This is a genomic window from Vibrio sp. CAU 1672 (genome assembly GCF_029223195.1).
Lineage (GTDB): Bacteria > Pseudomonadota > Gammaproteobacteria > Enterobacterales > Vibrionaceae > Vibrio.
In genome coordinates, this window is sequence record NZ_JARHUF010000018.1 from 49,698 (window position 1) to 74,518 (window position 24,821).

The 24,821-nt window shown below is 52.1% G+C and carries 23 protein-coding genes; 7 read left to right on the top strand and 16 right to left on the bottom strand.

Translation table 11 applies throughout. The features are described 5' to 3' along the window. Positions 1-39 precede the first annotated feature (39 nt). The 5 genes from ilvA to ilvG are packed head-to-tail and all read right to left on the bottom strand — an operon-like array spanning position 40 to position 6,327. Positions 40-1,569, bottom strand: a complete 1,530-nt coding sequence (gene ilvA, locus P2G85_RS15565; RefSeq protein WP_275864979.1) for a threonine ammonia-lyase, biosynthetic — start codon at positions 1,567-1,569, stop codon at positions 40-42. A gap of 3 nt (positions 1,570-1,572) precedes the next feature. Further along, the gene (ilvD, locus tag P2G85_RS15570) at positions 1,573-3,414 is read right to left on the bottom strand and encodes a dihydroxy-acid dehydratase (RefSeq protein ID WP_275864980.1); all 1,842 of its coding nucleotides are present in this window, start codon (positions 3,412-3,414) and stop codon (positions 1,573-1,575) included. 19 nt (positions 3,415-3,433) lie between these two features. Beyond that, positions 3,434-4,372: a branched-chain-amino-acid transaminase gene (gene ilvE, locus P2G85_RS15575; RefSeq protein WP_275864981.1), complete on the bottom strand. Its 939-nt coding sequence runs from the start codon at positions 4,370-4,372 to the stop codon at positions 3,434-3,436. Between the two features lie 12 nt (positions 4,373-4,384). After that, positions 4,385-4,669 carry an acetolactate synthase 2 small subunit gene (gene ilvM / locus P2G85_RS15580; protein ID WP_275864982.1) on the bottom strand — a complete coding sequence of 95 codons (285 nt, stop codon included), beginning with the start codon at positions 4,667-4,669 and terminating at the stop codon, positions 4,385-4,387. An 11-nt stretch (positions 4,670-4,680) separates the two neighbouring features. Next, positions 4,681-6,327, bottom strand: a complete 1,647-nt coding sequence (gene ilvG / locus P2G85_RS15585; protein WP_275864983.1) for an acetolactate synthase 2 catalytic subunit — start codon at positions 6,325-6,327, stop codon at positions 4,681-4,683. Between the two features lie 451 nt (positions 6,328-6,778). Between ilvG and P2G85_RS15590 the strand changes: the two genes are divergently transcribed. Continuing rightward, positions 6,779-8,302: a YifB family Mg chelatase-like AAA ATPase gene (locus P2G85_RS15590; RefSeq protein WP_275864984.1), complete on the top strand. Its 1,524-nt coding sequence runs from the start codon at positions 6,779-6,781 to the stop codon at positions 8,300-8,302. Positions 8,303-8,331: 29 nt separating this feature from the next. Here the strand turns inward: P2G85_RS15590 and P2G85_RS15595 are convergent, their stop codons facing one another. Beyond that, positions 8,332-9,288, bottom strand: coding sequence for a DUF2860 domain-containing protein (locus P2G85_RS15595; protein ID WP_275864985.1), 957 nt, complete (start codon positions 9,286-9,288; stop codon positions 8,332-8,334). 148 nt (positions 9,289-9,436) lie between these two features. On the opposite strand from P2G85_RS15595, the gene P2G85_RS15600 reads away from it, so the two are divergent. Beyond that, positions 9,437-10,315 (top strand): acyltransferase, encoded by an 879-nt coding sequence (locus P2G85_RS15600; protein WP_275864986.1) that lies wholly within the window; start codon positions 9,437-9,439, stop codon positions 10,313-10,315. 43 nt (positions 10,316-10,358) lie between these two features. On the opposite strand, the gene P2G85_RS15605 is transcribed toward P2G85_RS15600, so the two are convergent. The 4 genes from P2G85_RS15605 to P2G85_RS15620 form a co-directional block, all read right to left on the bottom strand. Next, positions 10,359-10,961: a thiol:disulfide interchange protein DsbA/DsbL gene (locus P2G85_RS15605; RefSeq protein WP_275864987.1), complete on the bottom strand. Its 603-nt coding sequence runs from the start codon at positions 10,959-10,961 to the stop codon at positions 10,359-10,361. 34 nt (positions 10,962-10,995) lie between these two features. Beyond that, complete coding sequence (locus P2G85_RS15610; RefSeq protein ID WP_275865011.1) at positions 10,996-11,982, bottom strand: serine/threonine protein kinase; 987 nt, start codon at positions 11,980-11,982, stop codon at positions 10,996-10,998. 48 nt (positions 11,983-12,030) lie between these two features. Further along, the gene (gene ccoG, locus P2G85_RS15615; protein WP_275864988.1) at positions 12,031-13,452 is read right to left on the bottom strand and encodes a cytochrome c oxidase accessory protein CcoG; all 1,422 of its coding nucleotides are present in this window, start codon (positions 13,450-13,452) and stop codon (positions 12,031-12,033) included. A 255-nt stretch (positions 13,453-13,707) separates the two neighbouring features. After that, positions 13,708-13,974, bottom strand: a complete 267-nt coding sequence (locus P2G85_RS15620) for a YihD family protein (protein ID WP_275864989.1) — start codon at positions 13,972-13,974, stop codon at positions 13,708-13,710. A gap of 50 nt (positions 13,975-14,024) precedes the next feature. Here P2G85_RS15620 and P2G85_RS15625 point away from each other — a divergent pair, with 50 nt between their 5' ends. The 3 genes from P2G85_RS15625 to P2G85_RS15635 all read left to right on the top strand — a co-directional run bounded on the left by P2G85_RS15625 (position 14,025) and on the right by P2G85_RS15635 (position 16,093). Then, positions 14,025-14,198, top strand: coding sequence for a hypothetical protein (locus P2G85_RS15625; RefSeq protein WP_275865012.1), 174 nt, complete (start codon positions 14,025-14,027; stop codon positions 14,196-14,198). A gap of 361 nt (positions 14,199-14,559) precedes the next feature. Further along, the gene (locus tag P2G85_RS15630; protein ID WP_275864990.1) at positions 14,560-15,372 is read left to right on the top strand and encodes a sporulation protein; all 813 of its coding nucleotides are present in this window, start codon (positions 14,560-14,562) and stop codon (positions 15,370-15,372) included. 67 nt (positions 15,373-15,439) lie between these two features. Then, positions 15,440-16,093, top strand: coding sequence for a hemolysin III family protein (locus tag P2G85_RS15635; RefSeq protein WP_275864991.1), 654 nt, complete (start codon positions 15,440-15,442; stop codon positions 16,091-16,093). A 51-nt stretch (positions 16,094-16,144) separates the two neighbouring features. Here the strand turns inward: P2G85_RS15635 and P2G85_RS15640 are convergent, their stop codons facing one another. The 6 genes from P2G85_RS15640 to def all read right to left on the bottom strand — a co-directional run bounded on the left by P2G85_RS15640 (position 16,145) and on the right by def (position 22,491). Beyond that, positions 16,145-16,726 (bottom strand): DUF3157 family protein, encoded by a 582-nt coding sequence (locus P2G85_RS15640; RefSeq protein WP_275864992.1) that lies wholly within the window; start codon positions 16,724-16,726, stop codon positions 16,145-16,147. Between the two features lie 26 nt (positions 16,727-16,752). Next, positions 16,753-18,198: a TrkH family potassium uptake protein gene (locus P2G85_RS15645; RefSeq protein WP_275864993.1), complete on the bottom strand. Its 1,446-nt coding sequence runs from the start codon at positions 18,196-18,198 to the stop codon at positions 16,753-16,755. A gap of 9 nt (positions 18,199-18,207) precedes the next feature. After that, positions 18,208-19,584 (bottom strand): Trk system potassium transporter TrkA, encoded by a 1,377-nt coding sequence (trkA, locus tag P2G85_RS15650; protein WP_275864994.1) that lies wholly within the window; start codon positions 19,582-19,584, stop codon positions 18,208-18,210. Between the two features lie 62 nt (positions 19,585-19,646). Then, positions 19,647-20,927, bottom strand: a complete 1,281-nt coding sequence (gene rsmB, locus P2G85_RS15655) for a 16S rRNA (cytosine(967)-C(5))-methyltransferase RsmB (protein ID WP_275864995.1) — start codon at positions 20,925-20,927, stop codon at positions 19,647-19,649. Positions 20,928-20,991: 64 nt separating this feature from the next. Next, positions 20,992-21,939 carry a methionyl-tRNA formyltransferase gene (fmt, locus tag P2G85_RS15660; protein WP_275864996.1) on the bottom strand — a complete coding sequence of 316 codons (948 nt, stop codon included), beginning with the start codon at positions 21,937-21,939 and terminating at the stop codon, positions 20,992-20,994. 33 nt (positions 21,940-21,972) lie between these two features. Next, positions 21,973-22,491, bottom strand: a complete 519-nt coding sequence (def, locus tag P2G85_RS15665; protein ID WP_275864997.1) for a peptide deformylase — start codon at positions 22,489-22,491, stop codon at positions 21,973-21,975. Positions 22,492-22,629: 138 nt separating this feature from the next. Here def and P2G85_RS15670 point away from each other — a divergent pair, with 138 nt between their 5' ends. Beyond that, on the top strand, positions 22,630-23,712 hold the full coding sequence (locus tag P2G85_RS15670) for a LysM peptidoglycan-binding domain-containing protein (RefSeq protein ID WP_275864998.1): 1,083 nt from the start codon (positions 22,630-22,632) through the stop codon (positions 23,710-23,712). Further along, on the top strand, positions 23,712-24,821 hold the full coding sequence (gene dprA, locus P2G85_RS15675; protein WP_275864999.1) for a DNA-processing protein DprA: 1,110 nt from the start codon (positions 23,712-23,714) through the stop codon (positions 24,819-24,821). Before P2G85_RS15670 ends, dprA begins: the two co-directional genes overlap by 1 nt.

Here is a 24,821-nt window from a genome sequence, read left to right on the forward strand (position 1 = left end):
GGAAAAACACCCCGCGAGGCGGGGTGTTTTTCCTGAGTGCTAGGATAAGAAGAACTTGTAGGACGGGTTGTCCGTTTCGTCTTTGCATTGATAGCCAAGTTCACGCAAATGGGCGGAAAATTGGGCTAAATCGCTTTCATCTAACTCGAAACCACAGAGAACGCGGCCGTAATCGGCACCATGATTCCGGTAGTTGAACAGGCTGATGTTCCAGTGGGTGCCCAGGGTGCTGAGAAACTTCAACAATGCGCCTGGGTACTCGGGAAACTCAAAACTGTACAGACGCTCTTTCAAGGGTTTGGAAGGCTTGCCACCGATCATATAGCGGATGTGCAGCTTGGCCATTTCATCATCGGACAGATCCACCACCGGATAGCCGCCTTCGCGCAGATCGTGAATGATGCTCTCCAGCTCTTCCTGGCCCCCTTGCAGACGTACGCCGACAAAGATATTGGCCAGCTCGTCATCGTTGTAGCGGTAGTTGAACTCGGTCACTGCCCGGCCGCCAATCAGGTTACAGAACTCAAAGAAAGCCCCCTGGCGTTCTGGAATGGTAACCGCCAGCAGGCCTTCGCGTTTTTCACCCAGTTCACAACGCTCTGAGACATAGCGCAGACCGTGGAAGTTGGTGTTGGCTCCGGAGAGCACCGTCGCGAGTTTTTTACCTTTAAGCTGATTCTGCTCGGCATACTTTTTCAGCCCAGCCAGGGCGAGGGCACCGGATGGCTCTGCAATCGCCCGGGTGTCTTCGAAGATATCTTTGACCGCCGCGCAGATCTCATCACTGGAGACGCTGATGTGGCCATCAATGTACTTCTGGCACAGGCGGAACGTCTCGTCGCCGATGCGTTTTACTGCTACCCCATCGGCGAACATGCTGACCTGGTCGAGTACCACTGGCTCACCGGCATCAAGCGCGGCTTTGAGGCAGGCGGAGTCTTCCGGTTCTACCGCAATCACCTTGATTTCCGGCATCAGCTGTTTGATCAGGACCGCCACTCCAGCGGCTAAACCGCCACCACCCACCGGGACGAAGATATATTCCAGATGGCCGTTTTGCTGCAGCATCTCCATCCCTATCGTGCCTTGTCCGGCAATCACCAGTGGGTGATCGAACGGAGGCACAAAGGTGTAGCCGTGCGCTTGGGCCAGCCGTTCAGCTTCAGCTTTGGCTTCATCAAAATTGTTGCCATGCAGTACCACATGGCCACCAAAACTACGTACCGCATCAACTTTGATGTCTGGGGTGGTCTTGGGCATCACGATGATGGTTTTGATGCCGAGCTTGGTACCGGACAGGGCCATTCCCTGAGCATGGTTGCCGGCCGAAGCAGCGATCACCCCGGCGGCTTTCTGTTCTTCAGACAGGCTTGCGACCATGTTATAGGCACCGCGCAGCTTAAATGAATGTACCGGCTGGCGGTCTTCCCGCTTGATTTGTACCTGGTTGCCAATCCGGGCCGACAGGCGCGGCATCTCTTGTAGCGGGGTGACCGTTGCCACTTCGTAAACTGGAGCGCGCAGGATCTGGCGCAGATAGTCTGCGCCAGTTTGGGTTGTCAGCGTCATCAGCTAGCCCTCTAGCTTAGATTTATCTCGCACGGCACCTTTGTCCGCACTGGTGGCCATGCTGGCGTAGGCTTTCAGGGCAAATGAAACTTCACGTTGACGATCGGCGGGTTTCCAACCCAGTTCGTCTTGTTTTGCACGACGCTCAGCCAGTTCTGGTTCTGAAATCTCTAGTGAGATGCTGCGGTTTGGAATATCAATCGCAATCAAGTCACCGTTTTTCACCAAGCCAATTGCGCCGCCGTTGGCGGCTTCCGGAGAGGCGTGACCGATCGACAGACCGGATGTACCGCCAGAGAAGCGGCCGTCAGTCAGCAGGGCGCACTCTTTGCCCAGGCCCATTGATTTCAGGTAGGTAGTTGGGTAGAGCATTTCCTGCATGCCCGGGCCACCTTTAGGCCCTTCGTAGCGGATCACCACCACATCACCGGCTTTCACTTTGCCCCCGAGGATACCGTCGACGGCATCTTCCTGGCTTTCAAAGACCACGGCAGGGCCGGTGAACTTGAGGATGCTTTCATCTACCCCCGCGGTTTTTACGATACAGCCATCCAGCGCGATGTTGCCTCGCAGAACGGCAAGGCCACCGTCCTGGCTGAAGGCATTCTCTTTGGTGCGGATGCAACCTTCAGTGCGGTCGTCATCCAGGGAGTCCCAGCGGCAGTCCTGCGAGAACGCCTGGGTGGTACGGACGCCCGCAGGACCTGCGCGGTAGAAGGCCTTCACTTGTTCCGACTCAGTTTGCATGATGTCGTATTGTGCAAGTTGTTCTTCCCAGGTCAGACCCAGTACTGTCTTCGATTGGTTGTGCAGCAGGCCGGCGCGATTCAGTTCACCAAGGATGCCGACCACACCACCAGCGCGGTGTACGTCTTCCATATGGTATTTCTGCGTCGAAGGTGCCACTTTACACAGGTGCGGTACCTGGCGAGACATACGGTCGATATCCGTCATATCAAAATCGACATCACCTTCTTGTGCAGCCGCTAACAGGTGCAGTACGGTGTTGGTTGAGCCGCCCATGGCAATATCCAGTGCCATCGCGTTTTCAAACGCCGCTTTAGTCGCGATACTGCGTGGCAGGGCACTCTCGTCGTCCTGTTCATAGTAACGTTTGGTTAGCTCAACAATACGTTTACCAGCGTTGACGAACAGCTGTTTACGGTCCGCGTGGGTTGCCAGCAGTGAGCCGTTACCCGGCTGAGACAGACCCAGCGCTTCGGTCAGGCAGTTCATGGAGTTGGCGGTGAACATGCCCGAGCACGATCCACACGTCGGGCATGCGCTGCGTTCGATCTGTTCGCTCTGCTCATCAGAAACTTTTGGATCCGCGCCCTGGATCATCGCATCCACCAGATCAAGTTTGATGATCTGATCCGACAGTTTGGTTTTACCCGCTTCCATCGGGCCGCCGGAAACAAAGATCACCGGAATATTGAGGCGCATTGAGGCCATCAGCATTCCCGGTGTGATTTTGTCACAGTTGGAGATGCACACCATCGCATCGGCGCAGTGCGCGTTGACCATGTACTCCACTGAGTCTGCGATCAGTTCACGTGACGGCAGGGAGTAGAGCATGCCACCGTGGCCCATGGCGATGCCGTCATCCACGGCGATGGTGTTGAATTCTTTTGCGATACCCCCAGCGGCTTCGATCTCTTGTGCCACCAGCTGGCCTAAGTCTTTGAGGTGGACGTGACCCGGCACAAACTGGGTAAACGAGTTCACCACCGCGATGATGGGTTTACCGAAGTCTTCATCCTTGACGCCGGTGGCCCGCCATAGCGCACGGGCGCCCGCCATGTTACGACCATGTGTGGTAGTGGCTGATCTATATTTTGGCATTTCCTTATCCTTCTTACTCTTACTGCTGCTCTGGGTACACATAGTCTAACCAGCCCCACTTATCTTCTGTGGTGCCGTTAAATAGGCCAAAGTAGGCCTCTTGCAGTTCTTTGGTGATTGGGCCGCGTTTGCCGCAACCCACTTCAATGTTGTCAATGGTTGCCACCGGCACCACTTCTGCGGCAGTTCCGGTCATAAACACCTCATCGGCGAGATACAGCGCTTCACGCGCGATGTTGGCTTCACGGACTTCATAGCCTTTATCGCGGGCAATGGTCATGAGCGAGTCACGGGTAATGCCCGGCAGGATGGCACTGGTGGCGGGAGGGGTGCTGATCACGCCGTTTTTGACCACAAAAATGTTTTCACCGGCGCCTTCAGAAAGATAACCATCGACACTCAGGGCGATGCCTTCGTCGTAACCGTGGCGACGTGCTTCCCCGCCAACCAGGAGTGAAGACAGGTAGTTACCACCGGCTTTGGCGGCGGTCGGGATGGTGTTCGGTGCCGCGCGGTTCCAGCTGGAAATCATCGCATCGACGCCTTTTTCCAGCGCTTCTTCTCCCAGGTATGATCCCCATGGGAACGCGGCGATGATCAGATCCATTTCGGTGCCGGCAGGGGGGCACACACCGAGGCCAACATTGCCGACAAAGCCCAATGGACGAATGTAAGCGTTGTCGAGTTTGTTCTGGCGTAGTGTTTCACGCGTGGCTTCCATGATTTCTTCCACTGAGTATGGGATCGGGAAGCGGTAAATCTTGGCTGAATCTTTTAGACGTTGGGCGTGTTCACGGTGACGGAAGACAATGGGTCCTTTGGGCGTGTTGTAGCAGCGTACGCCTTCAAAAACCGAGGTGCCGTAGTGCATTGCGTGGGTTAGAACGTGGACGTTCGCCTCTGCCCACGGAACCATCTCACCATTAAACCAAATGAAATCTGCAGTTTTCGTTGCCATTTATTGCCTTCCTTATGCACTCACGTGTTGTTGTAAGTTGTGATTGGGGAGTTCATCGTTGCGGATTTTCAGTACGTCGACCGTACGGATGTCCCACAACTTCTCAATCTGATTGACCAAAAACGAGATCGGTCGATCGCTGTCGACGATGATCTCAACGCTGGCTACCTTGCTCGCGTGGTTTTGCGTAGCTGCGACTTGCTTGATCACAAAGCCTCGGTGACGGATCACACGAAGAACGCGCTCTAACAGTACCGGTTTGTCATCGGCTTTGATGTCGAGTAAATATCTGTCCATGTGATTGTCTCCTAGGTGTTTTCCAACATATCACTATTTGATGCGCCCGGTGGGACCAGTGGCCACACGTTCTCTTCTTCATCGATTAAAACGTGCAGCAGGTAAGACGTTTTACTTGCCAGCATCTCTTTAAGTGCCGGTTCGACCTCTTCTTTCTTGGTAATCGTTTTACCCGGAATGTCGAACGCTTTGGCCAGCATCACGAAATCGGGATTGTCATCCAGAATGGTCTGACTATGGCGGCCATCAAAGAACAGTGACTGCCATTGGCGCACCATGCCAAGACGTTGGTTATTGAGAAGAACAATTTTCACCGGGATCTGACGACGTTTGAGTGTGCCAAGCTCCTGCACATTCATCATGAAAGAACCGTCCCCAGTAATAAGAATAGACTGATCATCAGGACGCGCGACGGCCGCACCCATTGCGGCTGGCAAACCAAAGCCCATGGTGCCGAGGCCCGCTGAAGTAATGAAGTTTTGTGGTTCACGTGGCTGGATGTGCTGGGCTGCCCACATCTGGTGTTGACCGACGTCAGTCGACACGATGGCACTGTCCGGCATCATGTCAGACAACTGCTTAAGCAGCAGCGGGGCATAGATCGGCTCGCCTGGATGGTCGTAGCGCCATTTGAATCCGCTGCGCAGGCTTTCGCTGTGATGAACCCAGGGTGAAATATCTTGGGTCAGCTCTAGCTGGGGAAGAATGGTATTAATATCACCACGCAGTGGTGCATTGGCGTGGCGCAACTTATGGATCTCTGCGGCATCAATATCGATATGGATCACCTTGGCATGCGGGGCAAAGGTATCCAGTTTACCGGTTACCCGGTCGTCAAAACGGGCTCCAACCACAATCAACAGGTCACATTCCTGCACCACCAGGTTTGCCGCTTTAGTGCCATGCATGCCCAGCATGCCCAGATAGTGGGGATCGTGACGTTCAATCGTCCCCAAGCCTTTTAAGGTGCTGACGGCAGGCATCGGGTTTAAACGCAAGAACTCACGCACCGCGTCCGTGGCTTTGGCCAGCTGAACGCCACCGCCCACATAAAGTACCGGGCGCGTCGATGCGGCTAATAATTCTTGCGCACGCAGGATGTCATCGGTAGTTACATTAGGGAGCGCTGGTGGAGTAAAGGGAGGGACCAACTCGGTTGGCGCCTGGGCCAATTGTACATCTTTGGCGATATCTACAATCACCGGACCCGGGCGGCCGGTTTTCGCCACTTCAAATGCTTCGGCCAGCGTTGGGGCAAGATCGTCAATCTCAGTCACCAGGTAGCTGTGCTTGGTACAGGCGAGAGACATACCAATCACATCCATTTCCTGAAACGCATCGGTACCGATGTGAGAGCTGGCGACCTGGCCGGTGATGGCGACCAGCGGAACGGAATCGAGGAATGCATCGGCAAGGCCGGTGACCAGGTTGGTGGCTCCCGGGCCGGATGTCGCCATGCATACCGCTACATCCTGGGTTGCACGTGCCATGCCGATGGCCGCCATGGCGGCTCCCTGTTCATGGCGGCAGAGGATGTGTTCCACCCCTCCGTCATATAAGGCGTCGTAGATTGGCATAATGGCCCCGCCAGGGTAACCAAACACGGTTTCGATGCCTTGCTGTCTTAAAGCGGCTACGACAAGTTCTGCACCAGTCATCGTAAACCTCCCTTGCTACGTTGTGGCTCGTAGCGATTGCCATGCATGTTGCACTTCATGTGCGCTCCCATTCTTCCCGTTAAACTGTCCGAAGGTTAGACAGATGACAACTTGTAGTTGTAAAAAAACCCCCGGACTTCTCAGTGCGGGGGTTTTTTGTGATTTGTGGTTATCTTTCGTCCACAATACCCCGCGCGGTGCCAATAATGACCACGATAATCAGGGTAATCAGTGAGTGAAGGTGGGCGAAAATATTCATCTGTCCGTCGTTAACTATTTTTGTGTAATCTTCTACGTAAATGTTTGCGTAACTAGTGGTAACACACAAATCTGCTGTCTGACAAGCAAAAAGTCATTCTTTTTTCACATTTCCTCGTCAATCGGACAGGTTATATAACCTACTCATAACGAATTTTTTTGTCTATCGAGTGTTCAATCTGTTGGAGAAATCATGGGGCTGGCAATTATTCAAAGTCGGGCAAGTGTTGGGGTCGAAGCTCCTTTAGTGAGTATAGAGGTGCATATCAGTCATGGTATGCCCGGCTTTACCTTGGTCGGGTTACCCGAAACCACGGTTAAGGAGTCCAAAGACCGGGTCCGTAGTGCGATCGTCAACTCCAATTTTCAGTTTCCGGCCAAGCGCATCACGGTCAATCTGGCCCCCGCGGATTTACCCAAAGAAGGTGGCCGTTTTGACCTGCCAATCGCATTGGGTATTCTTGCAGCTTCAGGGCAAATCGCGACAGATAGGCTCGTAAACTACGAATTTATCGGCGAGTTGGCGCTGTCTGGTGGGTTGCGAATGGTAAAAGGTGTGCTTCCCGCTGCGCTGGCTGCTAACCTGGCCAAACGTCATCTGGTGGTCCCGCATGCCAATGGTGATCAGGCGGCACTGGTGGGCCGGGAGCAACATAAATCCGCTCAGTCACTGCTGGAAGTGTGTGCCGAGTTATGCGGCCAGCAACGGCTGGCACTGCATCAGTCTGCCAGGGGCAACACTGCGGTGAGGCCGGAACGCGATCTTCAGGACATCATCGGTCAGCAGCAAGGCAAACGCGCGCTGGAAATTGCCGCAGCCGGCAACCATAACCTGCTTTTTCTCGGCCCGCCCGGAACCGGAAAGACCATGCTGGCGTCGCGCTTACGTGATCTATTGCCAGAGATGAGTGACGATGAAGCGATGGAAACGGCGTCGGTGGCTTCCCTGACGCAAAATGAAATTAATCTCCACAACTGGAAATGCCGGCCGTTTCGCGCCCCGCATCACTCCAGTTCGATGGCGGCACTGGTTGGCGGAGGTTCTGTGCCCAGGCCGGGGGAAATCTCGCTGGCGCATAACGGCTTACTGTTTTTAGATGAGATGCCGGAGTTTGACCGTAAAGTGTTGGACTCACTGCGAGAGCCACTGGAATCGGGGGAGATCATCATCTCCCGGGCTCAGGGTAAAACGCGCTTTCCTGCGCGTTTTCAATTGGTGGGGGCGCTCAACCCCAGTCCGACCGGCTATTACGAAGGCCATCAGGCCCGGACGAACCCGCAGGTGATATTGCGTTATCTGGCTCGCTTGTCTGGCCCCTTGCTGGACCGCTTTGATATGTCACTGGAAATACCGGCTTTGCCGAAAGGTACCTTGGCTGCAGGGGGGGAGCGGGGAGAGTCAACGCCGGTTGTCAAGGAGAGGGTCAATCACGCCCGTCAAACCATGCTTAACCGCAGTGGTAAAGTCAATGCCCTGCTCGGCAGCCGGGAAATCGAGGCGTTTTGCCCGCTTCAAAAACAGGATGCCGAGTTTCTCGAAAATGCCCTGCACCGGCTGGGTTTGTCGATCCGCGCCTATCACCGCATCATCAAGGTGGCCCGCACTATCGCCGATCTTGACGGGGCGGATCACATCGGGCGGAGCCACCTGGCTGAGGCGCTCGGCTATCGCGCGATGGATCGGCTGTTGAAACAACTGACTGCGCAAGCTGTTTGAGTGTTGCCGGCCTGAATGGCGCAAGCGGGTTAAAAGCGATAATTCAATCCCACGGAGACTAAAGACTGGGTTTCGTCATAAAAGCGGATATTGGACTCTGTCTGGCTGTAGCTCGCGAAAGAGACAAACGACCAGTCCTGCCAGTTGAATACATTTTGATACTCATAGGCAACAAAAAAGCGCCAGTTATCATCCTTGCGCGTGGTGCTAAAAGTCTGACTCGCCGCTTGGTAATCTCGTTGTTGATATTCGGTGGTCAGTGCTAACCGATGTCTGTTGAGCAGGCTAAACCAGCTGATATCGATACCGTAGGAGTCAAACGATTCGGCTTCTCCTGCTGCGTCCTGGCTGATGTAAGTGATGGCTGGTTTCAGGCTGGAGGTCCGGCTGAGCGGAATACGATAACCACTTTTGACATAGTAGATTTGGGCATCCCTGAGCAGGGTCAGATCAGACACCTGGTCATGTTCGACATCTTTGTCGGCGTAGGCGAAATCAAGGTTTAAGTTACCATCCACCAGGCGATTGAGTTGCAGCCGGAAAGCGTTGCCACCTTCATCCGTGGTTTGGCGTGCGGTGTTCAGTAGGTACGGGTTACGCCATGTTTCACCATCGATCACCGTAGGAAGGTATGAGATATCAACAATGACGCTGGATGGCAGTTGGTAGCGGTAACCCAGTTGAAACGCCAGAGTACCAACGGCGATGTCAGAGCGTGTGGTGCCGAGATAGATTTGCTGGTTCAGGCGGGAGCCGAAGGTGTACGCCAGGTTACCCAGCGGGGCAACGAGAAGTGAGCTTTCACGATCGGGGGCTTGTTCGAGTGAAGTCAGAGTTCGCGCAGAGTCGGTATTAAACTGTGATTTGCTGGTGGTATAACCAGCATTGAGTGCGATCTCTCCGCTTAATCCTGCAGATGGAGCCAGCTGGGCATGTACTGTGGGGGCTAGCATGGTGAGGGTGAGCAAGGTGAGCCTGATATCCATTCATATCTCCTTATAATGACATCGGTGAGGTCGGGAGCTGGCGTGAAACAAATCTGACCATCGTAACAATTGTTTCATTGAGCTTCAGGGTTTGTATAATTACACGCTGTTTTATTACTCACCTATTATCATTATTGATTTTTTTACCATGTTGGCATATTTGTTACTCATTTTTAACGTTTTTTTTGTGATTTTAAATTCAGCGCTCTGTTCCGTTGTGATTTGTTTTATCGCTGTGGCTAAAGTTTTGCTTCCAACTCAGAAGCTGAAATCCAGAGCGACCGAGGCTGCCAACAAGGTGATGTGGGGGTGGGCTACGATAAATGCGGGCATTCTTGCACTGGCAAACCGTGTGGAGTGGGATGTACAAGGCGGCGATAACCTCAAAAAGGACGGCTGGTATCTGTTGATCAGTAACCACCTGAGCTGGACGGATATCGTTGTACTGTGTTGTGTGTTTAAAGATCGTATTCCGATGCCAAAGTTTTTCCTCAAGCAGCAGTTGCTCTATGTTCCTTTTATTGGCATGGCATGCTGGGCATTAGATATGCCGTTTATGCGCCGTTACTCGCGCGAGTACCTGCTGCGCAACCCACACAAACGCGGCCAGGATTTGGTTACCACCCGTCGTTCCTGCGCGAAATTCCAGCACACGCCAACCACCGTGGTCAATTATGTTGAAGGCACGCGTTTTACTGCGGAAAAGCAACGCAAGAGTAAAGCGGGTTATCAGTATTTATTGCAGCCTAAATCCGGGGGGATTGCTTATACGCTGGCGGCGATGGGTGACCAATTTGAAAATATTATTGATGTCACGTTGGCGTACCCGGAAAACAGGGATAAACCATTCAAAGATATGCTGATGGGGCGGATGACCAAGATTGTGGTGCGAGTGAATGTCTTGCCGGTGGATGGGCAGGTGCTGGGTGATTACTTCAATGATAAACCGTATAAGCGCCAGTTCCAGCAGTGGTTAGTTGGCATTTGGCAAGAGAAAGACAAGCTCCTGCAAGAGCTACACAAATAACTAAGGGGAGCCGAGGCTCCCCTTGTTGCGGTTGATGAGGAACTTATTTCAGCGTTAACAGGTAGTCTATCAGCGCGAAGTATTCGCTGGTGGATTTGATCCCCTGGGCCTGAACCAGATACTTGTTGTTGACGATCACTGCCGGAACGCCGGTCAGGCCGCTGTTCTCGAACTGCTTGTCCATCCGGCGAACCATGGAATCGACAGCAAAACCGTTGAATGCCGAATCGAACTTTTTGGCGTCCACGCCTCCATCAAGGAAGATTTGGCGTAGTTCAGCATCGTCACGGGGGCCTTTACGTAGATTGTGAATACGGTTGAACATAATAGGTATCATTTGGTCTTCGATTTTTAGCGCCAGCATGGTCGCGTACGCTTTGCTCATCGACATCCCCATTTGCCCGCCCATAAAAGAGACGTGGTTTTTTTGCAGTTTTACGCCTTCTGGTAATTGCTTTTTCAACTGTTGAATAACGGGTTCAAAGGTATTGCAGTGCGGACAGTAGAATGAGAAAAATTCAGTCACAACTGGCTTTTTCGCTGCCTCCAGATCCAATACTTTATAGTGTTCACCTTCTTTGAATTGTGCCGCGTTTGCCGACAGGCTGATCATCAGCATAGAAAACAGTGCGAGCAGTTTTTTCATCTAAATATCTCCATTTTGAAATGTTTGGCCTGACTTACCATTGTGGCATCAAAAACAGTGGGGCTTCTTCTAAGTTGGCAATCTGTTCTTTAAATGCCAGTACCTGGCCTTCCCAGTATTTTGGCTCATTAAACCATGGAAAAGCGAGCGGAAAGGCCGGATCGTGCCAGCGTTTTGCCAGCCAGGCCATATAGTGCACCATTCGTAGACCACGAAGTGGCTCGATCAGTTTCAGTTCATTTGCATTAAAATCACAAAACTCCTGATAAGCTTCAAGCAGAATGTCCAGTTGCATCAGCTTATCCTGACGTTCACCATTGAGCAGCATCCACAGATCCTGTACTGCCGGACCGTTACGTGAGTCATCCAGATCGACAAACATCGGTCCGTCGCGCCAGAGGATATTCCCCGGGTGGCAATCGCCATGCAGACGAATGGCGGTGAAGTCCTGCTGCCAGTGGGTTTCAAGCGCGGCAATCAGCATGTCTAAATCATTGAAGAAGCTGTTTTCCAGGTGGAGCGGGATCATGTTGGAGTGCTGCAGGATCTCACGCGGCTGGTAGAGGTATTCGGACAAGCCCATCGTCGGACGGTGTTGAAAGGTGGTTCTGCTGCCCACGTTGTGGATACGGCCAAGGAAACGACCGACCCATTCCAGTTGCTCCAGGTTATCGACTTCAAACTGGCGGCCACCGACGCTGTCGAACAGGGCAAAACCATAACCCTGGTAATGATGCAGGGTATGGCCGTTGATTACAACGGGTGGGGCGACCGGAATCTCGTTGTCGATCAGCTCAAGCGTGAAATTGTGCTCTTCCTGAATTTGCGGGTCACTCCAGCGCTCGGGGCGGTAGAACTTCACCACGTAGCGGCGACGCTCTTCGTCCGTGAACTGATAGACCCGGTTTTCATAGCTGTTGAGAGGAAGAAAGCCAGATTCTGCGCGGATGCCAATGCTTTCTAGTGCGTACCACATGAAATCAGGGGTGAGGGCATCAAAGTTAAACGTACCTTGGGACATATAAATAAAAAGGCTCATTGCTGAGCCTTTTTCCATTAGTCATCGAAGTTATAGCTTCTTGATAAATCGGCTTTCCACTTCGATGGTGAATTCGTTGCTCTTATCGGTGAGTATAAACTGAATTGTCGTGATCGCAGAGTCTAGCTTGTCAGGATCTGCGCCAAGGCTCATTGGTAAGCTTAACACTTCCCCCGGTTCCACCTGGATGGTCTGCTTGCCATACCAAGTTACGTCATTCAAACCCTCTACATCCAGGTTGTACTCTTGCACTTGTTGAGTCTTGTTGATGACTTTCAGGGTGTAAGTGTTTTCCACTTCGCCAGAGTTATTGAACCGGAACAACTGGTTACGATCACGAATGACACTCAGGCCTGCGGGGTCAACGGCGGCAATCTGCGCGAAGAACAAACCAATCATGACCAGTAGTACCGCACCATAACCAAGTAGCTTAGGGCGCAATACATGGGTGTGCTTACCGGATAAGCGGTGCTCGGTAGTGTAGTTGATCAGGCCTTTGGCATAGCCCATCCGTTCCATGGTCGTGTCACAGGCATCGATACAGGCACCACAGTTGATACACTCATATTGCAGGCCGTCACGAATATCAATTCCGGTCGGGCAGACCTGGACGCAGAGGTCACAGTCAATACAATCACCGAGTCCGAGCTGTTTAGGATCGGCTTTGCGCGAGCGGGGGCCACGCTGTTCTCCGCGCTTAGTGTCGTAGCCGACGATGAAGGTGTCTTTATCAAACATCGCGGATTGGAAACGCGCGTAAGGACACATATGCAGACAGACAATAGAGCGCATCCAGCCCGCATTGGCATAAGTACAAACCGCAAAAAACAGCACCCAAAAAACCGGCCAAAAACTGGCGTTAAAGGTAAAGAAATCGACGACCAGTTGCTTTACGGGAACAAAGTAGCCAACAAAGGTAAAACCAGTGGCAAGGGCAATGGCAAACCAGGCCAGGTGTTTGATGGTTTTACGTATGGCCAAATGAGTAGTGATGTTGTTCGAGTCTTGCTTACGGCGCTTATTGGCACTGCCTTCCAGCTTTTCCTCAAACCAGATGTACATGAAGGTCCACACCGTTTGCGGACAGAGGTAGCCACACCACACCCGGCCTAAAAAAGTGGTGATAAAAAACAGGCCGAATGCTGCGATCATGAACAGCAGCGCCAGCAGAGTCAGATCTTGTGGGTAGAGTGTGGTGCCAAAAAAATTGAATTGCTGATGGCCGATATCGAGTAGGATGGCCTGGCGTTCACCATAGGGAATCCAAGGCGCTAAAGTGAACAGCAGTAATAAGAACCAGCCACCATAGCGGCGTAATTTCTGGAAGGTTCCTTTGCTTTCCCGTACATAAATTCGATTGTTTGGATTGAATCTGTCCCCTTTGCCTTTGTGGGTCTTGGGGTTAAACGTTTTAGGAGTCACATCTTTAATATCGATTTTTTCCTGACTCATGCACACATCCTTCTTCTTAGGCTTTTAATTATGCTTGGCGTGATTTCTGGTGATCACGCTCGACAAAATAGGCTGATGATATTTTAGTAAATACTTATGGATGGGAATTATACCGTCAATAACAATTGTGTTTCTTTAACGCAGTCAACCTTTAACAACAAAAAGCAATGTAGTTAACCTATTTATGACCTGAATAGATAAGAGCATAAAAAAAAGCGACTCATGGTGAGTCGCTTTTTGTTCGGGTGCCTGGGATCAGTCGATGATGCCGCGGGCACGCAAAATAGCGGTTTTGAAATCGTCTTCCTGATCTTTTTTCAGGCCAGGAATCATTTCCTCTTTGCTGCTGTTGCGCATTTTTAGATGGTAGATCAGGACATCGTCGGTCAGATCTTCCAGTTTGCCCTGATAACCGGCTTCGTTTGCCAGTTTGACAATAAATTGCAACAGGTTCAGCTGCTGATCTTTGTGCCACTCAGGCTCAAGCAGCTCGAGTAGCTCTTCAATTCGATGACACTTCATTTCTTTCTCCACACGGGTTTTAGGTTTTATTTGTTGGTTAAGGTATCAAATTGGCAGAAGAAGACCAAATAGCAAAGTGGAATGGAGAAAAGAAAAGCGCAGCCATGGCCGCGCTTTTGCTTAAGCTGCTTGTACAACTTTGGTTGGAACACTTGGCAAGACTGCTGTTTTCTCAACCAGTGTCATTGCTGGCGCAACTCGTTTTGCCGTTGGGGCGGCGGTGAAACCACTGCGACGGCGCATTGCACTACGATTAGTTCGTGCGAACCTGACTGTTGTTGGGCGCATTTTTATACCTAACTGCCAGGCATATCCATTGCCAATGTAATGGCCTGGATCACTATGAGTTGAGCTTCAACAGGGTGAAGGGTGGCTCTTGTTTGGCTCCCGCCAGTCCAAATAATGGTCCAGGAATAACGATATGCATGCATATCATTTACAGGTTAGCATTCTTATCAGAATTGGTCGATAGTTGAACAGTTGATTTGTTCGCAAATAGTCAATTTTAGGCTGAGAGCGGTGCGAAATAATTGTTCTGATCCGGACAACAACAGTAGTATGAGGTATCGATAGAAGGAGGTGCGTATGTCATTTTTGAAAAAGACCCTGGCGAGTTTTGGTATCGGCAGCGCCAAGGTGGATTCTATCCTTAACCAGGATGTGCTGTATCCGGGGCAAAGCGTAGATGTGTCGATCCATGTCTATGGCGGCGCGACCGAACAGTCGATTGATAATATTGATCTCAGACTTTGTTGTCATTACATCGCGGAAGTCGAAGACGATCAAGGTAATCGTGATGGCCAGCGGAGGCATCGTGTCGCGCAAACGCATGTGTTGGCCAGCTGGAACCTCCCTTATGCCTTCGTGATCCATCCTGGTGAAGAGCGTACCTTTGAGGTCAAACTGGATGCCCCGTGGAATACTCCCATCACGATTGGTGACACCAAAGTTTGGCTGGAAACCGGGTTGGATGTGGCGATGGCCGTTGATCCGAGTGATAAAGACATGCTCACGGTGCGCCCCGACCCGCTCATGGACAGCATATTATCGGCGCTGGAGTCTCAGGGATTACGTATCCGTCAAGTTGAGTGCGAAGCGGTACAAGGGCAGGCCTTGCCGTTCGTGCAGGAATTTGAGTTTGTCCCGACCGATGGCCCTTATCATGGCGTATGGCGTGAGCTGGAGTTTGTCGCCTACCGCGGTGAGCAGCAGCTTAAGTTGTGGTTTGAGATTGACCGTAACCGGGCCGGCCCTGGTGGTATGCTGGCAAGCTTGTTGGGGAGGGGTAAGCTTAAGCGCGAGCTAACGATCGACGTCAGCACCCCGCTGGAAGAGGTAGGCCCGTTGGTATTGAACTATCTGGAACAAACCTGCCCGAGTGACGACATTGAGTTTTAGCTTACACGTGTAAGCTTAATGTGTCATACTAGAAACAATGTTTGACAACTCTGGTTAAGAGGCTGCTATGTCCGATGCACAGAAACCGCAATACAGTCGCGCTGAAGAATTGGCGAATACCTTCACCCACGGGCTTGGCATGATCTTTGGCATTGTGGGATTAATTTTATTGTTGGTGAAAGCGGCCGATTCTCAGGCGGACACACTGACTATCACCAGCTTAGCGGTGTATGGGGCCAGTATGATTTTGTTGTTTCTGGCCTCAACGCTGTACCATGCTATCCCTTACCCACAAGCCAAGCGGTGGTTAAAAACCTTTGACCACAGTGCAATATATTTGCTGATTGCCGGTAGTTATACGCCATTTTTGCTGGTGAGCTTACGTACGCCATTGGCAATCGGGCTGATGATCGTGATTTGGACCATTGCCCTGCTCGGTATTATCATGAAAGTCGCGTTTGTCTACCGGTTTAAAAAATTTTCGCTGGTAACCTATCTGGTGATGGGCTGGTTATCGCTGATCGTAATTTATCAGCTGGCGGTGACCTTAGAGATTGGCGGGCTGACGTTATTGGCTCTTGGCGGCATCGTCTATTCGCTGGGGGTGATCTTTTACGTTGCGAAACGCATTCCTTTTAACCATGCGATTTGGCATGGGTTTGTCTTAGCGGGTTGCGTGTGCCATTTTTTTGCGATTTACTGGTTTGTCGAGCCAATTTAACCTGAGCTCAGGTTCTTTAGCCAGCAGCTGGCCCGACAACATACCGCGTGACTAGCGCGTTTTTACTTCCACTATTTTGGCCACCAGCTGGTACTGAGGCGACTCAGGCAGGGCCAGTTTGATGCTATTACCCTGTTCGGCTTGTTGTGGGCGCAGGTAGGTATCCGCCAGGCGTTTGATTGACTGCCAGACGTTGACCGTCTCAGTGGCCAGTTCTTTACCGGACATGTCCAGTACCTGCACCTCTAGTGTTACCAGAATCACCGATTGTGAACTCTGATTGGTCACCGAGGTCGGCAACAGCAGTTCCCCCTGCTGGTAACGGGCCGGGCCAATCAGGATATCTACCCCGGAATCTGACAATTGCATGGCTGGTTTGTTGGCATTGACCACAATCGTCGTGCCCGTTAGTTTGTTGACCAGTGGAATGGCGGTGATCAGCGGAGCGGCCACCAGTTCAGGTGCTTGGTTTTCGCTGGTATTAACGCTTTTTTCTGCGGCAGCGTTGACCAGATACTCCCAGGTGAAGTCATCATTGAGCTTCACCTGGCGACCGTCAGCCAGGGTGACCACCTCAGCCGCATAAACCGAGGAAGTGGCCAGCAGGGTAGCCAGAGAGATCCATGTTTTCATTGTGATACCTTTTATTGTTAGCCTGTCTATCGACGCCAGAACGCTGGAAAGAAAAGCACCAAAATGGTTAGGATTTCCAAACGCCCCATTAACATCCCAAAGCTGAGCAGCCATTTGGCGGCATCCGGCAGTGGGGCAAAGTTGCCCGTTGGGCCGATCACCGAGCCCATGCCCGGACCAACATTGGCGACGGCTGTGATCGCACCGGAAATGCTGGTGATCGGGCCTAAGCCCAAACTGCTCAAACAACCGGCGATAAAAATGATGGTAATAAAAAACATCAGGCCAAAGGCCACCACTGAACGGACGATATCGTCGTTCACCGGACGTTGGTTATAGCGTTGAACGAACACTCCGGAAGGGTGAACCAGTTTCATGATCTGTTTGTTGAGCAGGGTCATCGCAATCTGGAAGCGGAAGATTTTTATTCCTCCGGCAGTCGAGCCTGAACAGGCACCGGCCATCATCAGAAAGGCGAATAGCGTAGTGGGCAGGGCGCCCCAGGCGGTGAAGTCTTCCAAACCAAACCCGGTAGTGGTGACCACAGAGACGATGTTAAACATCGAGACCCGCAACGCATCCATCACGGTATAGCCATCGCGCCAGACCAGCCAGGTTGCGATGATCAGGCTGGCAAACAGGAACAGGTAAGCAAAGCCTCGTACCTGGGCATCTTGCACGATCACACTGAGTTTGCGTTTGTTCATTGCGGAAACAAACAGTAAAAACGGTAAGCCGCCAAGAAACATAAATGCTGTGGCGACCCAGTGTGCGCCATGGGAAAAGTGGTTCATTGAGCCGTCAGAAGTCGAGTAGCCACCGGTCGACAGGGTAGTAAAAGCGTGGTTGACGGCTTCAAACGGGTTCATGCCGGCCATCAGGTAGCCAATGATACATAAGCCTGTCAGTGACAGGTATACCGCGACAATGTTTTTCGCCACCGTTTTGGCCCGTGGGCTGCTTTTATCCGACCAGTCTGATGACTCGGTATGGAACAGTTTCATCCCGCCGACGTTAAGCATCGGCAGGACCGCGACGGCCATGACGATAAAACCGATTCCCCCCAGCCACTGCAAAATTGAGCGCCAGAGTAAGATGCTCGGGGCCATATCATCCAAACCACTCAGTACGGTGGAACCGGTCGTGGTGATCCCTGACATGGTTTCAAAATAGGCGTCAGTAAAACTGATGTGGTTGATGAAAACAAACGGTAGCGCAGCAAAAGCGCTGGCAATGGTCCAGACCAGGCTGGTGATCAGGAACATATCACGCACACTGAGTTTAAATCTGGCGGTGCGGCCGACCGTTAAGCAGATGAAAGCGGCCAGATGGGTCATTGCCACCGCTTGAGCGAAGTCGAGAAATCCGCCGGTGCCGGTAAAAAAGGCCACCAGGGTTGGAACATACATAAAAAGGGCCAGTTTAGATAAAACCAGCCCGATCACGAACAGGACGGGACGTAAGTTAACCATAAAGACGTCCTAGAGGAAGAATGGACTTGGCTGGAACAGCGCTTCGACGTCTGGCACGTATTTTTTGTCGACCAGGAACATTACTACGTGGTCGTCCTGTTCAATCACGGTGCGATCGTGGGCGATCAGCACTTCTTCACCGCGGACGATCGCGCCGATGGTGGTACCCGGCGGCAGTTTGATCTCGCCAATCGCTCGTCCCACCACTTTTGAGGTGGTTTCATCACCATGTGCGATGGCCTCGATGGCTTCGGCGGCGCCGCGGCGCAATGAGGAGACATTGACAATATCGGCTCGGCGCACATGGGTCAGCAGGGCAGAGATCGTGGCTTGCTGGGGCGAAATCGCCACATCAATCACGCCACCCTGGACCAGGTCGACATAGGCACCGCGCTGGATCAGTACCATTACTTTTTTGGCACCCATGCGTTTAGCCAGCATCGCCGACATGATGTTGGTTTCATCTTCATTGGTCAGGGCGATAAATACGTCTACCTGGTCGATGTTCTCTTCTACCAGTAACTCCTGATCGGCTGCATCACCACAAAAGACAATCGTGTTGGTCAGCTGTTCGGACAGTTGTTCAGCACGCTGATAATTGCGTTCAATCAGTTTGACGCTGTAGGTGTTTTCCAGCCGTTTGGCCAGGCTGGCGCCGATGTTACCGCCACCGACGATCATGATGCGCCGGTAGGGTTTTTCCAGACGCTGCAGTTCACTCATCACCGAGCGAATGTGGTTGCTGGCGGCCACGAAGAACACTTCATCATCGGCTTCGATAATGGTAGTGCCCTGCGGTCGGATCGGGCGTCCCTGGCGGAAAATCGCCGCAACACGCGTATCAATATGCGGCATATGCTCGCGCAGTGCTGATAAGGCGTTCCCCACCAACGGGCCGCCATAGTAAGCTTTGACCGCCACCAGGCTGACTTTCTGCTCGGCAAAACTGACCACTTGCAGAGCGCCGGGATATTGGATTAGGCGCTCGATGTAGCTGGTCACCAGTTCTTCCGGGGCAATCAGGTGATCGACGGGAATAGCCCCAGACTTAAACAGCGCTTCTTTCTCGGCCAAATACTCCGGTGAGCGGATCCGGGCGACGCGGTTGGGGGTATTGAACAGGGTGAATGCAACCTGGCAGGCCGCCATGTTGGTTTCGTCGGTGTTAGTGACGGCGACCAGCATGTCAGCATCCTGTGCTCCTGCTTCATGGAGAACATTTGGATGACTGGCGTGGCCATTAACGACGCGCAGGTCGTATTTGTCTTGCAGCTCACGCAGCCGGTCTGCGTCCTTATCGACAATGGTGATGTCGTTGTTTTCGCCGACTAAATTTTCAGCCAATGTGCCGCCTACCTGACCTGCACCAAGGATAATGATCTTCATACGCTTTCTCGTTATCTGAAAAAGGCGACAGAACAGAAGTTGATCGCCTGTTGGTCACACCGTTATGCTGTTTTGGTCAGCACCGCGTAGTAGAAACCGTCCATATCTTCTTCGCCTGGTAGAATTTGACGACCAGGCTGTTCCGGATCCGAGTCTACTAATTGCGCATCCGCAGTACGTGCTAAGAATGCTTTAACTTGTTCCACGTTTTCTTGTGGTGTGATGGAACACGTCGCGTAAACTATGGTGCCGCCAGGTTTTAACTGCGTCCACATGGCATCAAAGATTTCGCTTTGGAGCTCAGCAAGGGCGGCAATGTCTTCAGCACGACGCAGCCATTTGATGTCTGGGTGACGACGGATCACGCCTGTGGCTGAACACGGTGCATCTAACAAAATGCGGTCAAATTGGCCACCTTGCCACCATTGTTGTGGATTACGCGCATCGCCGCAAACCACTTTAGCCTGAAGGTTGAGACGCTTCAGGTTTTCATGCACGCGTTTCAGACGTGTCTCATCGCAGTCAATCGCAACCACTTCACTGCCGGAGGTGCGCTCCAGAATGTGCGCCGTTTTACCGCCAGGCGCAGCGCAGCAGTCCAGGATCAGCTCGCCATCTTTGGGTTCAAGGTAGTTAATTGACAGTTGCGCTGCGGCATCCTGCACCGATACCCAACCTTTTTCAAAGCCAGGCAGTTTGGTTACATCGCAGGGCGCGGCCAATTTTAGGGCGTCCATGGCTTCACTGTGTGGCGTGCTATCAATGTTTTCATTTTTGAGTAGCGCCAGGTATTCATCACGAGAGTGGTGCTGATGGTTGACCCGCAGCCACATCGGCGCTTTCTGGTTGTTCGCTTCAACAATGCTTTCCCATTGCTGCGGATACGCCTCTTGCAGCAGCTTCAGTAACCAGCTTGGATGGCCGTATTTGCCCGCATTGTGGCTCACCGCCATTTGATCCAGTTCTTCCTGGTTGCGTTGGTAGTTACGCAATACCGCGTTGATCAGCCCACGTAGACGAGGACCTTTCAGCTCTTTGGTGCCTTCAACCGTTTCACCTACTGCCGCGTGCGCGGGAATACGCATAAAGCTTAATTGGTAAATGCCGACCAGGATCAGATGGTGGAACACCCGCTGTTTGCCTTTGAGGGGCTTATCCATCAACTGATTAGCGATGGTTTCCAGACGAGGCAGGTAACGTAGCGCACCGTAACAGATCTCTTGCAGCAGAGCATGGTCACGAGGGCGGACCGTTTGCTGAGCCGCCGGAAGCGCGCTTGATAGTGAGTGGCCCTTGTCGACGACAAGATACAGGACGTTGGCAGCCGCAGCGCGGACATTCATGATGAGTACCTTAAAGTAAAGGAGGGCATCTCTGCCCTCAGAAAGTTCGTATAAATTGGCTGGTTTAAACCAGTTGTGTGCCCACTTCAAACCAGGCGGCACGTGAGTTCAGGATATCTTGAACTGACATGGCTTTTTTGCCCGGAACCTGCAGTTGTTCCAGCACCAGTACGCCGTTGCCTGTCGCGACATAAATACCGGTTTTATCCGTTTGCACAATGGTACCGGCAGGCTTATCGCTGGTTTGCTCAGCAATGCGGCTTTGCCACACTTTGATGCTGTTTTCAGCCGCTTTAAAGTGGCTCATTGGCCATGGGTTAAACGCGCGAACGCAACGTTCAATGTGTGCGGCGTCGTCATTCCAATCGATGCGCGCTTCTTCTTTGCTGAGCTTTTTCGCATAGTTTGCTAGTTCGTCATCTTGCTTAACCGGCACCGCTGTGCCTGCAGCGATATCGGCCAGGCAGTTGATCAGAGCATCAGGACCAAGTTCTGCCAGCTTCTCGTACATCGACGCGCTGGTGTCGGTTGCGTCAATCGGCAGTGTTGCGATTTTCAGCATGTCACCGGTGTCCAGGCCGATGTCCATCTGCATGATGGTGACGCCTGTTTCTGCATCTCCTGCCCAGATTGAGCGCTGGATAGGAGCTGCACCACGCCAGCGAGGCAGAATCGAACCGTGCACGTTGATACAGCCCAGCTTAGGTGTGTCTAGCACTGCTTGTGGCAGCAACAGGCCGTAAGCCACAACCACCATGATATCGGCATTCAGATCCGCAAGCTGTTGCTTCGCTTCGTCTGATTTGAAGTTTTCTGGCTGATATACCGGAATGTCGTGCTCTAGCGCGATGGTTTTTACCGGGCTGGCAGTAAGCTTCTTACCACGACCAGCAGGACGGTCTGGTTGAGTGTAAACCGCGATCACTTCGTGCTCCGAAGACAACAACGCCGCCAAGTGACGGGCGGCGAAATCCGGAGTACCTGCAAAGACAATACGTAAAGACTGACTCAAGGTAGGCTTCCTTCTGATTAAATTGTATCGAGATTAAGCGTTTTGCTGTTTCTCGTTAAAGCGTTTGATTTTTGCGAGCTTGTCCTGAATACGCTTACGCTTCAGTGGCGACAGGTAATCAACGAACAGTTTGCCCATTAGATGGTCTAGTTCGTGTTGAACACAAATCGCCAGCAGATCGTCAGCGTCGAAAGTGTATTCTTTGCCATCACGATCTAGTGCCTTAACCGTAACTTCAGCAGAGCGAGGTACTAGTGCGCGGGCACCCGGTACTGACAGACAGCCTTCTTCGATGCCATCTTCGCCACGCTTTTCCAGAATTTCAGGGTTGATCAGCACCATCGGCTCATCGCGAGTTTCTGAAATATCAATCACTACGATACGTTTGTGGATATCAACCTGCGTTGCAGCCAGGCCAATACCTTCTTCGCCATACATGGTTTCAATCATGTCATCGACGATTTTTTGAATCTCAGGCGTCACCTCTTCTACAGGTTTTGCAACGGTACGCAGGCGATCATCTGGGAATGTTAATACTTGTAATACAGACATATTCACTCGAAATATTGAACTGTGCCGAAACAGCACAAACCTTGTTGGGTCAATTCTAGACATTTTATAGCCTAAATGACAGCATCCATGCACCAATTTCCGCTTATATCGCCGCTGAACAGACCAAGGAACCGGGTCATGAATCGTATATTTTCTGCCATATTGACGATGACGTCGATGCTACTGTGTACCAGCTATGCTGCCGCGGCTGAGCGTGTTCAGCCGGCATTGAGTGTGAAACGGGATGCTCCAGCCAGCTATGTGGTCGTTAAAGGGGATACCTTGTGGGATATTTCTGCCCTGTACCTTGACAGTCCTTGGCTGTGGCCACGTCTGTGGCAGATTAATCCTGAGATTGATAATCCACACTTGATTTATCCGGGGGACAAGTTGTCCCTGGTATGGCGAAATGGCCAGCCGGTATTGAGCTTGAAGCCGGTGAAAAAGCTCAGCCCTCAGGCTCGTGTCATTGCCCGACAGGCTGTAACGACCGTGGCGGAAGGACTGGTGCTACCATACCTTCAATCAGATCGCTTAGTGCACCAAGATACGTTACAGAATGCCGCCAGAGTGATCGGTAGCAGCAAAGAGCGTCAGTATTTGACCGCACAAGACATCCTGTATATCTCCGGGCAACAGACCTCGTTGCAATGGGGGATTTATCGTTCAGTTGAGACGTTTTCCCGTGAAGATGTGGCCCAGAATATCACGGCATTACGCTTAATCGCTAAAGCTGAGCTGGTCGAAGAATCAAAAGATTATACCGGCCTTAGGGTGACGACTCAGTTACAGGAAATTGTTCGTAATGATGTCGCACTACCTGTGCTGGAAATGGAGAACCTTGATGTTACGACGACCTTTTACCCGTTGCCGGCCCCGCAAGGTAGCACGGCGCGGCTGCTGGGTAATATCGAGGGGATGCAGTTCAGTTCTACTCATCAGGTGGTGGTGATTGATCGCGGGGCCGACGATAACCTGCAGCAGGGCAGTATGTTTAATCTGATGCAAGCCGGAGGCTCGGCCTCTTTGTCGGAAAAAGGGGGGCTGGGTGGGCTCTTCGGCGCAGAGGAACCCATTACATTGCCATCACTTAAAGTGGGCGAGCTGTTGGTGATCAGACCTTATGAGTATTTCAGCCTTGGCCTGATCACCCAGGCAACCCAGCCTGTCAGCAAGGCCACATCGCTGGTCTCTCCTCTCACTGTTGAACCTAACCGGTAATGACATCCTCTGATGAAGCTGAGCTAGCGGCCTGGCTGAAGCTCAGCTGCGTGCCCGGTGTCGGCGGCGTTCGCCTGAGTCAGTGGTTGGCTAAGGATAGCCCGCAAAATATCGTTAATTACTCCCAGCAGCAGTTGAGGCATTTGGGCTTAACTGACAAGCAGCTTAAGAGCTGGTCTTCACTGGATAACGAGGTAGATGTGTGTTTGCAGTGGCAAGCAGCTTCTAAACTTCATCATATCATTACACTGGCTGATGCCGCGTACCCACCGCTGTTGCGTGAAATTGCAGCACCTCCGCCGGTTCTGTTTGTTAAAGGTGTCTGTTCATGTTTGTCACTGCCACAAATTGCCTTGGTGGGTAGCCGTAATGCCAGTGTGGACGGGCGCCAGCATGCACGTCAGTTTGCCATCGAGTTGGTCCAGCATGATTTGCTGATCACTAGCGGGCTGGCGCTTGGGGTCGATGGCCATGCTCATGACGGCGCCCTGCAAGGCCGTGGCCAGACGATAGCCGTACTGGGCTCAGGTGTGGCTGAAGTTTACCCGGCTCGGCATCGAGGTTTGGCAGAGCGTATCGTGGAGAGCGGCGCTCTGGTGTCAGAGTTTCGCCCACACGCTAAGCCGCGAGCTGAGAACTTTCCCCGGCGCAACCGGATCATCAGTGGCTTATCGCTTGGTGTGCTGGTGATTGAAGCGGCGGAGAAAAGCGGCTCTTTGATCACCGCCCGTTATGCGGCAGAGCAAGGGCGTGAAGTGTTTGCTTTGCCGAGTTCATTGAACGCAGATAATGCTCGCGGTGGTAATCAACTGATTCGCAATGGAGCATGTCTGGTGCAGGGGGCACAAGACGTGCTGGATGAAATACAATCACTGCTTAACTGGACTGTTAATCAGGGCCAAGAATTATTTTCTCCCTCAATTGAGGAAGAAGAATTGCCATTTCCTCAGCTGTTAGCTAACGTAGGAAGTGAGGCTACACCGGTTGATATTCTTGCAAACAGGACCAATATACCTGTCCAGGAAGTCATGATGCAGCTCTTGGAGCTTGAGCTTTCAGGGCATGTTGTTGCAGTTTCAGGTGGCTATATTCGTAAGGGGAGGGGCTAG

Bases quoted from the DNA above. Each gene is read 5' to 3' on its own strand.
- ilvA (WP_275864979.1), bottom strand. From the start codon at position 1,569: ATGACGCTGACAACCCAAACTGGCGCAGACTATCTGCGCCAGATCCTG.
- ilvD (WP_275864980.1), bottom strand. From the start codon at position 3,414: ATGCCAAAATATAGATCAGCCACTACCACACATGGTCGTAACATGGCG.
- ilvE (WP_275864981.1), bottom strand. From the start codon at position 4,372: ATGGCAACGAAAACTGCAGATTTCATTTGGTTTAATGGTGAGATGGTT.
- ilvM (WP_275864982.1), bottom strand. From the start codon at position 4,669: ATGGACAGATATTTACTCGACATCAAAGCCGATGACAAACCGGTACTG.
- ilvG (WP_275864983.1), bottom strand. From the start codon at position 6,327: ATGACTGGTGCAGAACTTGTCGTAGCCGCTTTAAGACAGCAAGGCATC.
- P2G85_RS15590 (WP_275864984.1), top strand. From the start codon at position 6,779: ATGGGGCTGGCAATTATTCAAAGTCGGGCAAGTGTTGGGGTCGAAGCT.
- P2G85_RS15595 (WP_275864985.1), bottom strand. From the start codon at position 9,288: ATGGATATCAGGCTCACCTTGCTCACCCTCACCATGCTAGCCCCCACA.
- P2G85_RS15600 (WP_275864986.1), top strand. From the start codon at position 9,437: ATGTTGGCATATTTGTTACTCATTTTTAACGTTTTTTTTGTGATTTTA.
- P2G85_RS15605 (WP_275864987.1), bottom strand. From the start codon at position 10,961: ATGAAAAAACTGCTCGCACTGTTTTCTATGCTGATGATCAGCCTGTCG.
- P2G85_RS15610 (WP_275865011.1), bottom strand. From the start codon at position 11,982: ATGTCCCAAGGTACGTTTAACTTTGATGCCCTCACCCCTGATTTCATG.
- ccoG (WP_275864988.1), bottom strand. From the start codon at position 13,452: ATGAGTCAGGAAAAAATCGATATTAAAGATGTGACTCCTAAAACGTTT.
- P2G85_RS15620 (WP_275864989.1), bottom strand. From the start codon at position 13,974: ATGAAGTGTCATCGAATTGAAGAGCTACTCGAGCTGCTTGAGCCTGAG.
- P2G85_RS15630 (WP_275864990.1), top strand. From the start codon at position 14,560: ATGTCATTTTTGAAAAAGACCCTGGCGAGTTTTGGTATCGGCAGCGCC.
- P2G85_RS15635 (WP_275864991.1), top strand. From the start codon at position 15,440: ATGTCCGATGCACAGAAACCGCAATACAGTCGCGCTGAAGAATTGGCG.
- P2G85_RS15640 (WP_275864992.1), bottom strand. From the start codon at position 16,726: ATGAAAACATGGATCTCTCTGGCTACCCTGCTGGCCACTTCCTCGGTT.
- P2G85_RS15645 (WP_275864993.1), bottom strand. From the start codon at position 18,198: ATGGTTAACTTACGTCCCGTCCTGTTCGTGATCGGGCTGGTTTTATCT.
- trkA (WP_275864994.1), bottom strand. From the start codon at position 19,584: ATGAAGATCATTATCCTTGGTGCAGGTCAGGTAGGCGGCACATTGGCT.
- rsmB (WP_275864995.1), bottom strand. From the start codon at position 20,927: ATGAATGTCCGCGCTGCGGCTGCCAACGTCCTGTATCTTGTCGTCGAC.
- def (WP_275864997.1), bottom strand. From the start codon at position 22,491: ATGTCTGTATTACAAGTATTAACATTCCCAGATGATCGCCTGCGTACC.
- P2G85_RS15670 (WP_275864998.1), top strand. From the start codon at position 22,630: ATGAATCGTATATTTTCTGCCATATTGACGATGACGTCGATGCTACTG.
- dprA (WP_275864999.1), top strand. From the start codon at position 23,712: ATGACATCCTCTGATGAAGCTGAGCTAGCGGCCTGGCTGAAGCTCAGC.